We start from the raw sequence: 16,447 nt of genomic DNA, 5'->3' as shown, positions 1-16,447 counted from the left end.
ACGTGGCCCTCATCACAGCGTTGCCCTTTTTGCACCCAGGCTGTAGCGCTGGTTCAGCCGGTTCAAGACCACCAGCGACACCGAGGTGTAGACCAGGAACAGCGCTGCCGTGAACAGGAAGAAGGCGAAAGGCTCGCGCGTCGCCGCGCTGGCCTGCTTGGCCAGGTAGGTCATGTCGTGCAGGCCGATCAGGCTGACCAGCGCGGTGGCCTTGATCAGCACCAGCCAGTTGTTGGTGACGCCCGGCAAGGCGTAGCGCACCATTTGCGGCGCGGTGATGCGCAGGAAGGCCTGGCGGCGGTTCATGCCGTAGGCGCGTGCTGCCTCGGCCTGGCCTTTGGGAATGCTCAGGATGGCGCCGCGGAAGGTCTCGGTCATGAAGGCGCCGTAGATGAAGCCAATGGTCAGCACGCCGGCCAGGAAGGGGTTGATGTCGGCCGTGGCCTCGCTGCCCATCAGTTCCAGCAGCTTGTTCAGGCCCATGGTGCCGCCATAGAACAGCAGCAACATCAGCACCAGCTCGGGAATGCCGCGCACCAGCGTGGTGTAGGCAGTGGCCACGGCCACCGCCACGCGGCTGGCCGACAGCTTGGCCGCCGCGCCCAGCAGGCCCAACACCACCGCCACCGCCAACGCGCTCAGCGACACGCCCACGGTCAGCAGCGCGCCTTGCAGGATGGAGGCGTAGTAGTCGCTCATTCAGGGGTCATGGCGGCGTCGGCCAGATCGCGGCTCAGTTGCCGTAGACGTCGAAGCTGAAGTACTTGTCGTTGAGCTTCTTGTAGCTGCCATTGGCCCGAATGGTCTTGATGGCGGTGTTGATCTCGTCGCGCAGCGCCGTCTCGCCCTTGCGCAGCGCGATGCCGGCGCCGGTGCCGTAGTACTTGGGCTCGTTGAGCGCCGGGCCGACGAAGCCATAGGCCTTGCCCTCGGGCTTGCTGAGGAAACCGCCGGTCACCTCCACATGGTCGGCCACGGTGCCGTCCAACCGGCCGGCGCGTATGTCCAGATAGACCTGGTCCTGCGCTTCGTAGGGCACCACGGTCACGCCCACGGGTTTGAGCTCACCCATGGCGTATTTCTCCTGCGTGCTGCCCTTGAGCACGCCGATGCGCTTGCCCTTCAGCGAGGCCAGGTTGGTGAACGGTGTGCCGGTCTTGACGACGATGCGGCTGGGGGTGTTGTAGTACTTGTCGGTGAAATCCACGGCCTTCTTGCGCTCGTCGGTGATGGACATGGAGCTGATGATGGCGTCGTACTTCTTGGCCTGCAGGCCGGGGATCATGGCGTCCCACACCTGCTCCACGAACACGCACTTGCGCTTGATCTGCTCGCAGATGGCGCTGGCGATGTCGACGTCAAAGCCGGTGGGCTTGCCGTCCGGCGTCTTGAAGGTGAAGGGCTGGTAGGTCGGGTCTATCGCCACCCGCAGGTCCTTGGTCTGGGCCAGCAGCGGGGCGGCCAGCAAAGCCAGGGTGGCGGCCAACAGCAGTCGTTTCATGGTGTTCCTTGGTCAAAGGCCGCGCAACGCGGTCCCGCAGATGTTCGTGGCGGGATTTTAGGGCCTGGGGCCGCGGGCTCAATTGCGGGCGTAGGACAGATGAAATTCCACCACACCTTCCATGCGGCTGAGTTCCAGCGCCAGCTCGGAGATGGGCGCCATTTTCTGCTTGCTGCGCGCCACGGCGACGAAATGCCACTGCATTGCGCCGTCCTTCAGCGTGATGGCGATGGTGCCGCTGGCGATGTCGTAGCCGCGCGCCCCGGCCAGCGCGCGCAGGCCGGGCTCCTTGGGCTGGAAGCCGGGGCCGAAGCGCACGGAGATGGCGACCGCCTGGCGCGACGGCAACCAGCCTTCCAGCCGGGAGATCCACACCATGCAGGCGGCGCTGAGGGCTGCCAGCGTGATGGCGGCGATGTACAGGCCGGTGCCCACCAGAATGCCGGTGATGGACGCGGCCCACAGCGAGGCCGCCGTGGTCAGCCCGCTGATGTTGAAGCCTTCCTTCATGATGACGCCGGCGCACAGGAAGCCGATGCCGGTGACGATGCCCTGGATCACATGCGACAGGTCAGCCGCGCTGAAAGCCGCGCCCACGCCGCCAAACCACTGCGAGGAATAGCCGCCTATCACCGTCAGGGCCGACGAGGACATGCACACCAGCCCGTAGGTGCGCATACCGGCGGCGCGACCATGGTAAGAGCGCTCATAGCCCACCACCAGGCCCAGCAGCAGGGCGCCCAGGATGTTGCACAACACCAGCAGATTGGCACCCAGCACGGGGGCGGACCAGAAGGACAACAAGGTTTGCACGGAAGGCATGGCTGCACCTTAGGGCATTTAGACAGCCCCCTCCATGGGAGTATCCCCACCCGGCGCAGGGGTTCACGCGGCTGGGGCGAGGCGCCCAGAGCCGATTAACCCCCGCAAACACCGATAAAACCTTAAAATGGAGGGTTACCCAAAGGTCCCCCTTGTCCTCCACCGTTTTGACCCCTCCCGCACCCCCCAAGGTGCCGCGCGCCGACAAGTCCCTGTTCGGCTATCGGCCCTATTGGGCCAAACGGTTTGGCACCGCCAAATTCCTGCCCATGAACCGCAAGGAGATGGAGGCGCTGGGCTGGGACAGCTGCGACATCATCATCGTCACCGGCGACGCCTATGTGGACCACCCCAGCTTTGGCATGGCCGTCATTGGCCGGGTGCTGGAGGCCCAGGGCTTCCGTGTCGGCATCATCGCCCAGCCGGACTGGCAAAGCGCGGACCCGTTCAAGCAGTTGGGCAAGCCCAACCTGTTCTTCGGCGTGACCGCGGGCAACATGGATTCCATGATCAACCGCTACACGGCGGATCGCAAGATCCGCAGTGACGATGCCTACACCCCCGGTGGCCAGGGCGGCAGCCGGCCTGACCGCAGCTCGCTGGTGTACTCGCAGCGCTGCCGTGAGGCCTACCCCGAGGTGCCCATCGTGATGGGCGGCATCGAGGGCTCTCTGCGCCGCATCGCGCACTACGACTACTGGCAGGACAAGGTCAGGCGTTCCATCCTGGTGGACGCCAAGGTGGACTTGCTGCTGTATGGCAATGCCGAACGCGCCATTGTGGAGATTGCCCACCGGCTGGCCGCGCGCGAGCCGGTGGACAACATTGTGGACGTGCGCGGCACCGCCTTCGTGCGCCGTGGCACGCCTGAGGGCTGGTTCGAGATCGACTCCACCGAGGTCGATACACCGGGCCGGGTGGAAGAGCACATCAACCCCTACATGAACATCGCCGACCAGGCCAAGGCCCAGGGCGAGGTGTGTGCGAAGGAAGAGGGCAGCGGCAACCTCGCAAGCGACGTCAATCCCACCGTGCAGCCCATCACCTTCCACCCCCGCGGTGGCGCGCTTGCCGGCAAGTTCAAGCTGCCGCCGCGCGACCGCACGGTGATACGCCTGCCATCCTACGAGCAGGTGAAGAGCGACCCGGTGCTGTACGCCCATGCCAACCGTGTACTGCACCTGGAGACCAACCCCGGCAACGCCCGCGCGCTGGTGCAGGCGCACGGCGAGGGCGCCACCGCCCGCGAGGTGTGGCTGACGCCACCGCCCATCCCGCTGACCATGGCCGAGATGGACCAGGTGTTTGACCTGCAATACGCCCGCTCGCCACACCCGGCGTATGCGGACGAGCAAGGCGGCCATGACGGCGCCACCAAGATCCCGGCCTGGGAGATGATCCGCTTCTCGGTCAACATCATGCGCGGTTGTTTTGGCGGCTGCACCTTCTGCTCCATCACCGAGCACGAGGGCCGCATCATCCAGAGCCGCTCTGAAGATTCGGTGATCCGTGAGGTGGAGGCGATACGCGACACGGTCAAGGGTTTCACCGGCGTGATTTCCGACCTTGGCGGCCCTACGGCCAACATGTACCGCATAGGCTGCAAGAGCCCGGAGATCGAGGCGGCCTGCCGCAAGCCGTCCTGCGTGTACCCCGGCATCTGCCCGAACCTGAACACCGACCACACGCCGCTGATCAAGATCTACCGGCGCGCCCGGGCCTTGAAGGGCATCAAGAAGATTTTGATCGGCTCCGGTTTGCGCTACGACCTGGCGGTGCAGTCACCCGAGTACGTGAAAGAGCTGGTGACCCACCACGTGGGCGGTTACCTGAAGATAGCGCCCGAGCACACCGAGCAGGGGCCGCTGTCGAAGATGATGAAGCCCGGCATTGGCACCTACGACAAGTTCAAGCAGATGTTCGAGAAGTTCTCGGCCGAAGCGGGCAAGAAGCAGTACCTGATTCCGTACTTCATCGCCGCCCACCCCGGCACCAGCGACGAGGACATGATGAACCTGGCGGTGTGGCTGAAGAAGAACGGCTTCCGCGCCGATCAGGTGCAGACGTTTTACCCGTCACCCATGGCCACCGCCACCGCCATGTACCACAGCGGGCGCAACCCGCTGCGCAAGGTCAGCCGTGACCCGGCCAAGAGCGAGGTGGTGGACATCGTGCGCGGCGAGCGGCGCCGCCGCCTGCACAAGGCCTTCCTGCGCTACCACGACCCGAAGAACTGGCCGGCATTGCGCGAGGCCTTGAAGGAGATGGGCCGCGCCGACCTGATAGGCAACGGCAAGCACCAACTGATCCCGACCTTCCAGCCGCTGGACAGTGCTGCTGGCTATACCAGCGCCCGGCGCAAGAACTCCACGCCGGCCGGCACCAAGACCTCGCCGGTGACCAAGGGCCGGATATTGACCCAGCACACCGGCCTGCCGCCGCGCGAAACTGGCGCCGCCAAGCCCAGCGTCAAGCCGCCTCGGCGCAAATCCTAGAGCCTTCCGTTGATTGGTTGGCGGTTGCCGACGCCGCTGGTGCGCGTGGCTACGCGGCGGCCTGATTTCGCAAACCAAGGATGCTTGTTAATTCAAGAACTTGAACGCGATGGTCGGCACGCTGAAGTCGTCAAACGACGCACCTAGCGCGATCTCGCCGCTGTCGTGCAGCATGCAGTCCTGGCGCCGCAGCGCGATGATGTTGTCGTTGCCGGTGAAGCGCACCCAGGTGCCGTAGCTGCTGACGTCTTCCAGCACGAACTGGCCCTGGCGCCAGACGATGCGCGCATGCAGGCGCGACACCCGCTGGTCTTGCACGACAAAGTGGGCTTCGGCGTCGCGCCCCATCAGCGCCGGCAACTGGGCGATGGCAAACGTCATCACCGTGCCCAGCGAACTCAGCTCCAAACGCTGCGACTCGACCTCAGGCTTGCGGCTGGGCGGCACGGCCAGCATGCCCGGCATCGTCAGGAAATCGGTCGGAACCTCCTCCTGCCACTCCACCCGGAACACCACGCAGGGCTCGGCGCGGCCACGCAGGTTCATGGGACCGAGGCTGCGGCAGCGGTGGTTGTGGCTGGACGGCAGGTCGTCGATCACCGTGTCGGTGGCCAGCATCTGGTCGTCGGCGGCGATGTCGCTCAGGCGTGAGGCCACGTTGACGGCGTCGCCGAAAAAATCATCCTGTTGTTCCACCACGTCGCCGCGCGCCAGGCCCACCTTCAGGCGCATGCGCAATTCCTTCGGCCATTTTTCCAGCCGTTGCTTGTGCAGGCGCTGCATGGTGGTGACGGCTTCCAACGCCGCGCCGCTGTGGGTGAACACCATCAGCACGCCATCGCCCAGGTACTTGACGACACGCCCACCGTGGCTGGTGCATACCGCGCCCATCCATTGCGTCAGCCGGGTGATGGCGTTGGTGGCCTTGGCGTTGCCCAGCTGTTCGAAGACGCCCGTGCTCCCGCTCAAATCGGCGAACACGACGGTCTTGTGGTTCATGAAGCGCGGCGCATGCTTTGTTGTCTGTAGGACATTATGGCGTGATGCTGGCCCCGCGTCAGCGGGGCGTGTGCGCCGAGATTGCGCAGCGTCAATTGGGCGCCAACGTGTGCAGCGGAATGTCGTGTTGCCGGGCCAGGGCTTCCAGCTGCTTGCGGGTGTGCCGGCCCATGAATGCGGCAATGGCCTGGTGTGTCGCAGGCGCGAACATCTGCGCCAAGCCTTGCATGGGGGTGCCGGCGCAGGCGCACAGTGCGCGGGCGAAATGCGGCTCCAGCGCCGCCACCGCCACCCGGCCGTCCTGGCAGGGGTAGACGCGGTAGCCGGCGTGGCCGCCACCGACGGCGGAACCGGCCACGGTCAGCCCCCAACTGCGCGGCAGCGCCAGGTAACCGGCAGCCGTGGACAGTGCCACCTCGTGGAAGCGGCCCTTGCCCTCGCTGCGCTGCAGCAATACCGCCTGCAGCACCGCCTCGGAGGCGCACAGCGAGCCGCCCATGTCGGCGTACAGCGTGGGGGGCAGGGTCAGGCCGTCCACCAGACCCATTTCGGCCAGGTAGGTCAGGTCATGACCGGGCTCTTCGGCCCGCTCGCCCGGCGAGCCGACGATGGCCACTTGGCTGAGCTGCGGGTACTGCCTGTGCAGCGCGCGCCAGGCCAGACCCAGCTTGGTCAGCGCGGAGGGGCGAAACGACGTCAGCAGCACGTCGGCCCGGGCCAGTTCGCGGTGCAGCAGCTTCTGCCCTTGGTCGGTCTTCAGGTCGGCCACGCCAATGCGCACACCGGCGTGTAACTGTTTGTAGGCCTGCGGGTTGTACAGGCCCATGGGGTCGGCCGAGGTGCCGGCCGGTGCGCCGTTGGGCGGCGGCGGCTCCAGCTTGATGCAGGTGGCGCCCATGTCACGGGCCCGCATCAGCGCGGCCGGGCCGGGCAGGTTCAGGCACAGGCTGAGGATGCGCACGCCCTTGAGCGGACGGGCGGACTGACGGGATGCAGCGGTCATGGTGTCGGAAAGGTAATGTTCAAGGAGCGGGTGAAAGGTGTTGCACCAGGTCGCTGTCCAGCCGCGCCGCTTCGTGCTTGAACTGCTGGCACAGATCGTCCAGTTTGGCCGACGGTCCGGCGTGCGCGGTTTTCTCCAGCAGCGCGCACAGCTCGCCCAGGGCGTTGGCACCGGCCGACTGCACGGCGGCCTTCAGCTTGTGCGCTTGTGCGGCCACTTCTGCCGTGTCGCCGCTGGCCTGGGCGCTGGCGATGGCCTGGGTGGCCTCGGTGGCACAGCTGCGCAGATTGCGCAACAGGCGCTGTATCAAATGTGGATCGTCCCCCACCAGCTGGCGCAGCACGCTGAGGTCCAGCGAAGAGGTGCCAGCGCTGGCGGCGTTGTCCATGCCCACGGGTGGCAGCCATTTCTCCAGCATGGTGCGCAAATCCGCCAGCGGCGTGGGCTTGCTCACGTAGTCGTCCATACCGGCGCTGCGGCAGTGCTCGGCCTCGCCCTTGAGCGCATTGGCGGTCAGCGCCACGATGGGAATGTGCTGGCCTGCGGGCTCCTCGGCGCGTATGGCGGCGGTCAGTTGGTAGCCGTCCATCACCGGCATGTGCAGGTCGGTCAGCACCAGTCCGTAGTCGCCGCTGCGCCAACGCTCCAACGCCAACATGCCGTCGGCCGCCAGATCGGCCGTGAAGCCCAGCAGCTGGAGCTGCTGCATGATGACCATCTGGTTGATGTTGTTGTCCTCCGCGACCAGGATCAACCGGCTTTGCCGGCGCGCCTCTTCGCGTGAGGGTGGGGCGGGAGCGGGCGTGGAGGGTGCGGGCACGGGGGGCTCCTCTTCATGAACTTCCTTGGCCAATGCGCGGCCGGCGGCGATGGCCACCGCGCGCAGCAAGGCGGCTCGGGTCAGCACATTGCCATCCAGGCTGACCCGGTCGGCGTCGATGCGGTGGGGGTAACGGCTGGCGCCGCGGCCGATGACGACAAAATGGGTATCGGGCTGGCCGTGTCCACGGGCGCTGGCGCGCAGGCTGTCCATGCCGGGCGGCTCATCGGCCGAGGCATTCACCACCCAGACCCAGGGCGCGCCATCACTGGCCGGCAGGGGCGGCAGGGTGGCCAGCTGGCTGGCGGTGTGCACATGGGCACCGGCGTCCACCAGGTAGGCGGCCAGGTCGCCCAGTTGCGTCTGGTCGCAGCCGATCACCAGGCAGTTCACGCCTTGCACCGGCGAGGCATTCGCGCTGGCCACCGCACCGCCCGGCACGCACGGGAAAGGGAGGTGAAATGCGAAGGTGGAGCCTTGCTCCGGTGAACTGGTGACGGTGATCTGGCCACCCATCAGCGTGGCCAGGTTGTGCGAGATGGCCAGACCCAGGCCGGTGCCGCCAAAACGCCGTGTGGTGGCGGCATCGGCCTGGGTGAAGGCGGTGAACAGCCGGGCCAGCGTGGCCTCGTCCATGCCGATGCCGTTGTCCACCACCTGAAAGGCCACCTGCGCCACCTGCGCATCCTGGCTCAGCAGCAGCGCGCGCACCGTCACCTTGCCGGGGCGAGCGGCGCCAGCGGAGAACTTGATGGCGTTGTTGATCAGGTTGATCAGCACCTGGCGCAGCCGCAACGCGTCGCCCATCAGCAGTTCGGGAATGGCCGGGTCGGTGAACAGCGTCAGTTCCACGCGTTGCTTCTCCGCCAGCCGGTTCAACACGATGCAGACCCTTTCCACCACCTCGCTGACGCTGAGCGGCTGGGCTTCTATGTCCATCCGGCCAGCCTCGATCTTGGAGAAATCCAGGATATCGTCGATGATGGTCAACAGCGATGAGGCGGAGTCGCGTATCAGCTCCACCATGCTGATCTGGTGCGGCTTCAGGCTGGAACGCCCCAGCACCTCCACCATCCCCACCACACCGTTCATGGGTGTGCGGATCTCATGGCTCATGGCCGCCAGGAATTCGGACTTGGCCTTGTCGGCGCGGTCGGCCTTGTCGCGGGCCAGTTCCAGCTCTTCGTTGCGCCGCCGTTCACGCTCGTTGGCCTGCTGCAGCTCGGCGTACAGCCGGCTGTTTTCCAACAACAACACGACCAGTACGAAGGAGGCGGCCAGCAGGCCGTAGACGCGGCCGGCATAGAAACCGAGGTCAAAGCGCTGGGCGTTGAGCACCGATGACAGCGCGACGTCGAACAGCCAGGCCACCAACGACACCGTCAGCCACAGGTCCAGCACATTGTGCGGGCGCTTGCGCCACAGATAGACCAGCGCAGCCAGCGACAAGGCCCAGGTGAAGGACGCCACCACGACCTTGGGCCCGTTGTCCTGGTTGCCACGCATGATGATGGGCAGCGCCTCATGGCCCGCAGTGGTCAGCAAGGCCGCCAGCATGGCCAACACCAGCGCGCCGGCGACTGCGGCCGCCGCGTCGCCGCCCCGGCCGTGCGGGTGGGCTGGCTGGGCCGGTTGGCTGGTCATGCGATTCTTCTGGTGCACATAGGCCATGATGAACAGCGGAAAACCGCCGTGCCAGATGAAGTACAACCAGGCCGTGGTCTGCCCGCCGCCGCCCAGGATGCCGCCCGGCGCGAACAGGCCCGGAAAGCTCAGCCCATGGGCCACCGCCATGAAGGCGCAGAACAGGTAGCCACTGGCCAGCAACAGCAGCGCGCGCGAGCGCAGCAGCCGGTACTGGCCCAGCAGCAGCACGGCGGTGATGCCGTCGCTGGCGATGGCCAGCGACTGGTAGATGGGAATGAACGCGGGCACCTGTGCCAGCGGCACGCGGGCAAATGGGGCCAGCGCCACAAAGATCAGCACGGATGCCAGCAACACCCACATCGCCAGGCGCCTGTGGTGGGAACCCGGCGCCAACGTGGACAGGAAGGCTGACGGTGTTTGCGGTGTGACAGACCCTGGCATGGCGGCTATTTGGCGATGCTTCATCCCGGCAGCGGCGCCGTCCTCTTGGATGGGACAGTCGTCGTTTCCGGCAGCACCAACGCGGATGGCTTTATGAGGGCCAGCTTAGAGGAATTTGACGGCAGGGGCAAGGCGGCCCCTGTAGGCCAGGATGCCGGTTGGGGCCGTTGCCCCTGGCGCAAGTGGTCAACCCATCTTGCAGCCGGCACCCGAGTCGGCCAGTTGCTTGGCCGCCACGCCCACCAATTGGTTCTCTTTGCCAATGACCTTGCGCAGGTAGATGTCCTGGATCGGGTTGTGCGCCTTGCTCATGGTCCACTTGCCGCGCGGGCTGTCGATGACGGCGTTGTCCATGCCCTTGTACAGTGCGGCCTTGTTGCCGAAATCGCCCTTGCAGGCGGTGGCGCCCAGCGCCAGCAGTTGGCCGGCGTCGTAGCCCTGCACCGCGAACACGTCGGGCTGCAGCTTGAAGGTCTTGGCATAGGCCAGGCGGAAGGCGTTGTCGCGGGGCGTGTTCAGGCTGTCGGCATAGTGCAGCGTGGTGACGATGCCTTCGGCGGCAGCACCGGCGGCGTCCAGCACGCCGTCCGTGAGGAAGCCGGGGCCGTACAGCGGGATCTTGTCCTTCAGACCAGCGGCCGCGTAATCCTTGATGAACTTGACGGCGCCGCCACCAGAGAAGAAACAGGCCACCGCATCGGGCTTCAGCGAGGCGATCTCGGTCAGCAGCGCCTGGAACTCCACGCTGGGGAAGGGCACGAACAATTCCTTGACGATGGTGCCGCCGGCTGCCAGGTAGCCTTCCTTGAAGCCCTCCAGCGACTCTTCGCCGGCAGCGTACTTCCAGGTGATCCACACGGTCTTCTTCTGCCCCTTGTCCACCAGGTACTTGCCCAGGGCGCGTGTCGGTTGGCTGTTGGTGAAGCTGGTGCGGTAGACATTGGGCGCGCACAGCGCGCGGGTGGCGGCATGCACACCGGCGTTCGGGATGATGGAGAGCACGCCGCTGTCGCGCGCCACCTTCAGTATGCCCATTTGCACGCCAGAGTGCACGGTGCCCACCAGCACGTCCACCTTGTCGCGCTGCACCAGCTTGTTGGCGTTTTCAATCGCCTTCGAAGGTTCAGACTCGTCGTCTACCTTGAAATACTCGATTTCGCGCCCGCCCAGCTTGCCGCCGCGCTCATCGATGGCCAGGCGAAAGCCGTTTTCAATCGCCACGCCCAGCGGTGCGAAAGTGCCGGTGAACGGCAGCATCAAGCCCACCCGCACCTTGGTGCCCTGGGCGCGCGCCAGCTGTGGCAGCAGCAGGCCAGTGGAAGCGGCGCCCAACAGGGCGGCGCCGTGGGACAGAACGAGTCGGCGGTTGGTCATGGGATGTTTTCCTGCAGATTTTGTTGTTGCGGATGGTAGCGCCGCGCTTTGCACGCGCCTGATAGCGTAAACCCGGCCATTGTGCAACGCGCGCAGTCAGCACGTTGATGTTGTGCACGGCTGCGTCACCGGGGGTTGACTTCAGCAAGAAAATGGCAAATACTTCGCTATATGGTGAAGTATCAGTCATCCGGCATCGACCGGACCTTTTCGGCCCTTGCCGACCCCACCCGGCGGCACATCCTGCTGCGGCTGAAGGATGAGCCCGGCCTGTCGGTGAGCGAGCTGGCCCGGCCCATGTCTCTGAAGCTTCCGGGTTTGATGAAGCATCTGGATGTCCTGTCCGATGCGGGCCTGATCGCCCGGGCCAAGACTGGCCGCACCGTGTCAGTCAGCCTGTCGGCCGGGCCGATGCAAGAGGCCATGGACTGGCTGCAGCGCTATGAAAGTTTTTGGACCGCCAGCCTTGACCGGCTTGTTGCCTTGGTCGAAAAGGAGGAGAAGTGATGACCATCAGCCTGCCCAGCGTGACGCTGGTGCGCCGTATCAAAGCCCCGTCGGCCAAGGTCTACGCGGCGATCACGCAACCCGCACTGATGCTGCAATGGTGGGGGCCAGACGCCGGGCCCACGCTCAGCGCCGAAGCGGACGTGCGCCCCGGAGGCCGCTTCAGCATCGTGTTCCAGTTGCTGAACGGCCAGCAGTACAACCCCACGGGGGTTTACCGCGAAGTGGTTCCCGACAAGAAGCTGGTTTTCACCTGGGAATGGCCGGGCATGCCGGAGCGGCTGTCGCTGGTGACGTTTTTGCTCAAGCCGTTCGATGGCGGTACCGAGCTCACGCTGGTCCACGAACAGCTTCCCGACGAAGCCGCGTGCCAGAGCCACGAACAAGGCTGGAATGGCTGGTTCGACAAACTGTCCTTTTTTCTTGGAGACGCCTGATGACCGACCTGGTTCTCACCACCTTCGATTGGGTTCCCGAGTTTCCGCGCGGCTATGTGCGCGATATCCGGGTGCGTTGGGCGTTGGAAGAGGCGGGCTTGCCCTACCGCGTCGCGAGCGTGTCATTCCACAGCCGCAATGCAGAGCATTTTTCGCACCAACCTTTTGGCCAGGTGCCGTGGTTGACGGACGGCGACATGTCCATTTTTGAGAGCGGCGCCATTCTGCTTCACCTGGGCGAACGCAGCCCTGCGCTGATGCCGGTCGACCCGCGTGGCCGCAGCGACACCAAGGAATGGTTGTTCGCGGCGCTGAATTCGGTCGAGGCCGCGAGCCTGCCCTGGTCCCTCTTCAAGCTCTCCGGCGACACCATCGATTCGCCGGCCCGCAAGCACCTGGAGGAGTTCCTGAAGGCCCGCCTCAAGCACATGGAGGCGGTGGTGGCAGGGCGCGAATGGCTGGCCGGCACGTTCTCCGTGGCCGACGTGGTGATGGTGGATGTGCTGCGGCTTGTGGACCGCTTCGACGGCTTGGCCAACTATCCCGGCTGTCGCGGCTATGTCGCGCGTGCCACGGCCCGTCCGTCTTTCGCAAAGGCCCATGCAGACCAGATGGCCCATTTCGCGGCGGCGGATGCCGCGTGATGTCGGCCTGGTAATTTCCTACTTGCTTTTGGGCACGGCAGGAGCCGCCGTGGAGGGGCTGCCCTTGCTGGTGGCTTTGTCACTGGGCGCCTTCCATTTCAGCTGCGCCACCGTGCGGCCGTTGGCGCAGTCGTCTATCAACTGCTTCAGCCGCTTCAGGCGAGTGGCCTCGGTCTTGGCACTGATGACGTGCCAGCACGTGTTTCTGCGGTACCACGGCGCCATGCCCTGGTAGAACGTCCACGCCGCCTTGTGCTTCTTGAACAGTTTCTCGTACTCGGGCGGCAGGTCCGCTGGACGCTGCTCGTAGGCGTAGATGCCGCTCTTGCGCTCTTGGCGCGCCTCAAAGGCTTTCAACCCGGCCGGCAGCATGCGACCCTGGGCACTCAGTTCCTTCACCCGCGCGATGTTGATGGCACTCCAGATGCTGGTGGCGCGCCGTGGCGTGAACCGTATGCTGTAGCTGTGCTCGTCGATGCGCCGGCGCACGCCGTCTATCCAGCCCACGCACAGCGCCTCGTCCACGGACTGGGGCCAGCTGATACTGGGCCGGCCCGAGTCGACCTTGTGAAAACCCACCAGCAACTCGGTGTGCGTGGCATGGTGCTTGGTCAACCACTTGCAAAAGGCTTCGGGCGTGGCGAAGAAGGTGGGTTCGGCAGAGGTGGTGGTGGCCATGTGCCTGCGCGTTACGCCAGTTTGGCGCCGCGCTCCTGCAGCAGCTCGCGCAGCACCGAGCGGTGGCAGCGCGCTTCGTTGTCGCAATAACAGCCCATGGAGAAGTTGCTGCCGTGTGACAGCGTGGCCAGCAGATCCAGGTTGCGGCTGGCCTCAAGCTCAGCCATCTCGCTGCGGTATTTCTTCTTGAAGGCGGCCCAGTCCTTGTCGGTTGTCGCTGCCTGCCCCAGCTTCATGGTCTCCACGCTGGGTGCCAGGTTGGGGTACCAGACGTCGTACCAGTCCTGCCTGGCAAACTCGCTCTTGGGCACGCCGCGCGGTGGGCGACGCACTGTGCCAATGCGCGGGCCTTCCTGGCTGGCACGCGGCTGGCCCAATTGCACGATGGTGATGGTCATGGTGTGCTCCTCATGGTCCTTGCGCAGAACTGTTGCGCCGTTCAAGCCGCCAGGGGCAGGGTGATGGCGTCGATCTGCGCCAGCACCTCAGGGGTGAGTTTGGGCTGCACCTCTGTTGCGCCCAGATTGTGCTGCAGCTGCGCCAGCTTGGAGGCGCCGGTGATCACCGTGCTGACACGTGGGTTCTTCGCCACCCAGGCAATGGCCAGTTGGGCCACGCTGCAGCCCAACTGCTGCGCCACCTCGCCCAGGCGCGCCACGGCGGCGTTCCTGTCGGCGTCCGTCAGGCCCTTGACCAGGAAGCCCATGCTCTGCAGCGCACCGCGGCTGCCCTCGGGCACGCCGGCCTGGTACTTGCCGGTCAACAGGCCGCTGGCCAGCGGGCTCCAGGTGGTCAGGCCCAGGCCCAGGTCTTCGTACAGCCGGGCGAACTCCTGCTCCACCCGCTTGCGGTGGAACAGGTGGTATTGAGGCTGCTCCATCACCGGTTTGTGCAGGTGGTGCTTGTCGGCAATCATCCAGGCGGCGCGAATCTCGTCGGCCGACCATTCGCTGGTGCCCCAGTACAACGCTTTGCCACGGGTGATCATGTCGCTCATCGCCCACACGGTTTCCTCGATGGGGGTGTGCGGGTCCGGGCGGTGGCAATAGACCAGGTCGATGTGCTCCAGGCCCATGCGGGACAGCGAGCCGTCTATGGCCTGCATCAGGTACTTGCGGTTCAGCGTGTCGCGGCGGTTGACGGTGTTGCCTTCGCGCGCCAGGCCCCAGAAGAACTTGGTGGAGACGATGTAGCTCAGCCGCGGCCATTTGAGCTCGCGTAACGCCTCGCCCATCACCGTCTCGCTCTGACCCAGCGCATAGGCCTCGGCGTTGTCGAAGAAGTTGACGCCGGCGTCCATCGCGCAGGCCAGCATCTCGCGCGCGGACGCGATGTCCACCTGGTTGTGGTAAGTCACCCAGGAGCCCAGTGAGAGTTCGCTGACTTGCAGGCCGCTGCGGCCCAGACGTCGGTAGTGCATGCGCGTGTTCCTTGAAGTGCCCGCGACGATAGCAGATCGCCGCCGCCCTTGTGTGAACGCGTGGTGTCGCCTAGTTCGAACTGCCGTTGCTGCTGCCGGTCAGCGCCAGCAGCGTCTTGGCCAGTGTGTTCTGCTGCGCCTGCAGGCTGGTGGTGCGCAGGTTCAACGAACTCATGGAATTCTTCACGACGCCGTTGTCGGCCAGCTCCTTGGCTGCCGTGGCGTCCACCTGGCCGCCTATTTTGGCCAGGCTGGCCCGGGTGCCCGCGGGGTCGGCCTTCAGCGCGGCGGCGAACTTGGTTGGGTCCAGCGTCAGCGTGCCGTTGCTTTGCAGGCTGAAGCCCAGTTTCTTCATCGCGTCCAGCGTGGCGACGCTGGCGCTCAGGCTGCGCCGCATGTCGGTGCCGGCACGGCCGGCGGCGATGGATTCGGTGCTGGTGCCCGGCAGCGCCGCAGCGGCGGCGGCCGTGGTGATGGCGCCGTTGTAGGTGTTCAAGAACTTGGTGACCGCGTTGCCGATGTCGGTACTGGTGCTGGTGCTGCTCAGGCTGCTCAAGCCCCGGGCCCCCAGCTGGGCATCGGAGACTGCCGATTTCAGCTTGCCGAAGGCCGACAGTTGGGTGCTGGTGGCGTCCAGCTGCGACTGCACGCGCGCCTCGGCCCGCTGCAGCGCCTGCGCCGCAGCGTTGACGCCACCCGCCCCGGAGGTGGACGTGGACGCGGCGCCGTAGCTGCCGCCCAGCAGGCTGCTGTTGCCGTAGTAGGTGTTGATGCTCATGGGGAGTGGGGTGGCAGGCTGTTGCAACGTCGTTGGCGGGCAGGGTAGCAGCCCAGCCACTGAGCTTGAGCGCGAACAACGGGGTATTAGCCCCGCTTTTCTCGCCACGTTCGCGCCGGCGCAGCCGGTCCAATACGGGGATGGGATGGCCATGCTTCGAACGTTTGCGCCACGGCTTGCACTTTTGCACGGCAGGCGGCTTGGTGCTGCTCGCTTGCTGCGGACAGGCCACAGCACAGACGCCCACCAAAGCGCCACCCGCGCTGCCGGCGTTGCCGGCGCAGGTCGCGCAGCGCAACCTGGTGGTGGAGCTGCGCGCCCAGGCACCAGGGCAGGGCGCCAATGTGGTCAGCACGCAGCCTGTCGACCAGCCGGCGCTGCAGCAACAGGCCGTGCTGGTGAAGAACGGCCAGGAGGCCAGTCTGCGCTTCGGTGCCACGGTGTTCGTGCAGTGGGTGCAGGCAGCCGGGGCCCAGGCGACGACGCGCAACAGTGGCAGTGGCGGTTCAGGCGGCTCAGCCAGCAGCGCTGGCGGTGCGGTGGCGAATGCGATAACGGCTCTGCCAGTGGGCCAAAGCCTGGCCGTCAAGCCGCGCTGGCCCGGCGGCAAGCAGCCGGTGACGGTGGAGCTGGAATTGCGCCAGACCGCTCTGGACACCAGCAGCGGTGCCGCCATGCCGGCGCAGACCCAGCGCCAATTGAGCACCACGGTGGTCTTGCCGCTGGACCAGTGGGTGACCATTGCCGTCACGGGCGGTGCGGTTGATCCACCCGGCGTGTACTCCAGCAGGGCGGCCACCCAGGCGCCACAGGCACTGCAACTGCGGGTGACCGCCCTCTGACCACGGCGACCTGGGCGGGGTTGGCTTGTCAGCGAAATT

General features: G+C 65.8%; 16 protein-coding genes. 5 read left to right on the top strand and 11 right to left on the bottom strand.

The window, feature by feature from the left end; translation table 11 throughout:
* Positions 1–12: 12 nt before the first annotated feature.
* The 3 genes from AC1DX2_RS03125 to AC1DX2_RS03115 all read right to left on the bottom strand — a co-directional run bounded on the left by AC1DX2_RS03125 (position 13) and on the right by AC1DX2_RS03115 (position 2,323).
* On the bottom strand, positions 13–699 hold the full coding sequence (locus AC1DX2_RS03125; protein ID WP_477194824.1) for an ABC transporter permease: 687 nt from the start codon (positions 697–699) through the stop codon (positions 13–15).
* Between the two features lie 34 nt (positions 700–733).
* A complete protein-coding gene (locus AC1DX2_RS03120; RefSeq protein WP_477194823.1) occupies positions 734–1,501 on the bottom strand; it encodes an ABC transporter substrate-binding protein in 768 nt (255 codons plus the stop codon).
* A 78-nt stretch (positions 1,502–1,579) separates the two neighbouring features.
* Positions 1,580–2,323, bottom strand: a complete 744-nt coding sequence (locus AC1DX2_RS03115; protein WP_477194822.1) for an MgtC/SapB family protein — start codon at positions 2,321–2,323, stop codon at positions 1,580–1,582.
* 152 nt (positions 2,324–2,475) lie between these two features.
* Here AC1DX2_RS03115 and AC1DX2_RS03110 point away from each other — a divergent pair, with 152 nt between their 5' ends.
* Positions 2,476–4,818: a YgiQ family radical SAM protein gene (locus AC1DX2_RS03110; protein ID WP_477194821.1), complete on the top strand. Its 2,343-nt coding sequence runs from the start codon at positions 2,476–2,478 to the stop codon at positions 4,816–4,818.
* Between the two features lie 87 nt (positions 4,819–4,905).
* Here the strand turns inward: AC1DX2_RS03110 and AC1DX2_RS03105 are convergent, their stop codons facing one another.
* From AC1DX2_RS03105 to AC1DX2_RS03090, 4 genes are all read right to left on the bottom strand, one after another.
* On the bottom strand, positions 4,906–5,817 hold the full coding sequence (locus AC1DX2_RS03105; protein ID WP_477194820.1) for an adenylate/guanylate cyclase domain-containing protein: 912 nt from the start codon (positions 5,815–5,817) through the stop codon (positions 4,906–4,908).
* 91 nt (positions 5,818–5,908) lie between these two features.
* Entirely contained in the window at positions 5,909–6,820 is a 912-nt protein-coding gene (locus AC1DX2_RS03100; protein WP_477194819.1) for a CoA transferase, read from the bottom strand.
* A gap of 19 nt (positions 6,821–6,839) precedes the next feature.
* Positions 6,840–9,728: an MASE4 domain-containing protein gene (locus AC1DX2_RS03095; protein WP_477194818.1), complete on the bottom strand. Its 2,889-nt coding sequence runs from the start codon at positions 9,726–9,728 to the stop codon at positions 6,840–6,842.
* A gap of 186 nt (positions 9,729–9,914) precedes the next feature.
* On the bottom strand, positions 9,915–11,102 hold the full coding sequence (locus tag AC1DX2_RS03090; RefSeq protein ID WP_477194817.1) for an ABC transporter substrate-binding protein: 1,188 nt from the start codon (positions 11,100–11,102) through the stop codon (positions 9,915–9,917).
* Between the two features lie 171 nt (positions 11,103–11,273).
* On the opposite strand from AC1DX2_RS03090, the gene AC1DX2_RS03085 reads away from it, so the two are divergent.
* Genes AC1DX2_RS03085 through AC1DX2_RS03075 form a run of 3 tightly spaced genes read left to right on the top strand, consistent with a single transcriptional unit; the run spans position 11,274 to position 12,690 of the window.
* Positions 11,274–11,609, top strand: coding sequence for an ArsR/SmtB family transcription factor (locus AC1DX2_RS03085; protein ID WP_477194816.1), 336 nt, complete (start codon positions 11,274–11,276; stop codon positions 11,607–11,609).
* Positions 11,609–12,046: an SRPBCC family protein gene (locus AC1DX2_RS03080; RefSeq protein ID WP_477194815.1), complete on the top strand. Its 438-nt coding sequence runs from the start codon at positions 11,609–11,611 to the stop codon at positions 12,044–12,046. The genes AC1DX2_RS03085 and AC1DX2_RS03080 overlap by 1 nt, the downstream gene beginning before the upstream one ends.
* Positions 12,046–12,690: a glutathione S-transferase family protein gene (locus AC1DX2_RS03075; RefSeq protein ID WP_477194814.1), complete on the top strand. Its 645-nt coding sequence runs from the start codon at positions 12,046–12,048 to the stop codon at positions 12,688–12,690. The genes AC1DX2_RS03080 and AC1DX2_RS03075 overlap by 1 nt, the downstream gene beginning before the upstream one ends.
* An 18-nt stretch (positions 12,691–12,708) precedes the next feature.
* On the opposite strand, the gene AC1DX2_RS03070 is transcribed toward AC1DX2_RS03075, so the two are convergent.
* The 4 genes from AC1DX2_RS03070 to fliD form a co-directional block, all read right to left on the bottom strand.
* Positions 12,709–13,368 carry a YdeI/OmpD-associated family protein gene (locus AC1DX2_RS03070; protein ID WP_477194813.1) on the bottom strand — a complete coding sequence of 220 codons (660 nt, stop codon included), beginning with the start codon at positions 13,366–13,368 and terminating at the stop codon, positions 12,709–12,711.
* Positions 13,369–13,379: 11 nt separating this feature from the next.
* Positions 13,380–13,766 (bottom strand): DUF488 domain-containing protein, encoded by a 387-nt coding sequence (locus AC1DX2_RS03065; protein ID WP_477194812.1) that lies wholly within the window; start codon positions 13,764–13,766, stop codon positions 13,380–13,382.
* Between the two features lie 41 nt (positions 13,767–13,807).
* The gene (locus AC1DX2_RS03060; protein WP_477194811.1) at positions 13,808–14,788 is read right to left on the bottom strand and encodes a potassium channel beta subunit family protein; all 981 of its coding nucleotides are present in this window, start codon (positions 14,786–14,788) and stop codon (positions 13,808–13,810) included.
* Positions 14,789–14,858: 70 nt separating this feature from the next.
* Positions 14,859–15,566, bottom strand: a complete 708-nt coding sequence (gene fliD, locus AC1DX2_RS03055) for a flagellar filament capping protein FliD (RefSeq protein WP_477194810.1) — start codon at positions 15,564–15,566, stop codon at positions 14,859–14,861.
* 203 nt (positions 15,567–15,769) lie between these two features.
* Here fliD and AC1DX2_RS03050 point away from each other — a divergent pair, with 203 nt between their 5' ends.
* Positions 15,770–16,408 carry a hypothetical protein gene (locus tag AC1DX2_RS03050; protein WP_477194809.1) on the top strand — a complete coding sequence of 213 codons (639 nt, stop codon included), beginning with the start codon at positions 15,770–15,772 and terminating at the stop codon, positions 16,406–16,408.
* Positions 16,409–16,447 lie beyond the last annotated feature (39 nt).

It is taken from the genome of Hylemonella sp. P2_B10, from assembly GCF_056404875.1.
Note: the sequence above shows the minus strand (reverse complement) of the source record. Positions and strands in the feature narration are given on the sequence as shown.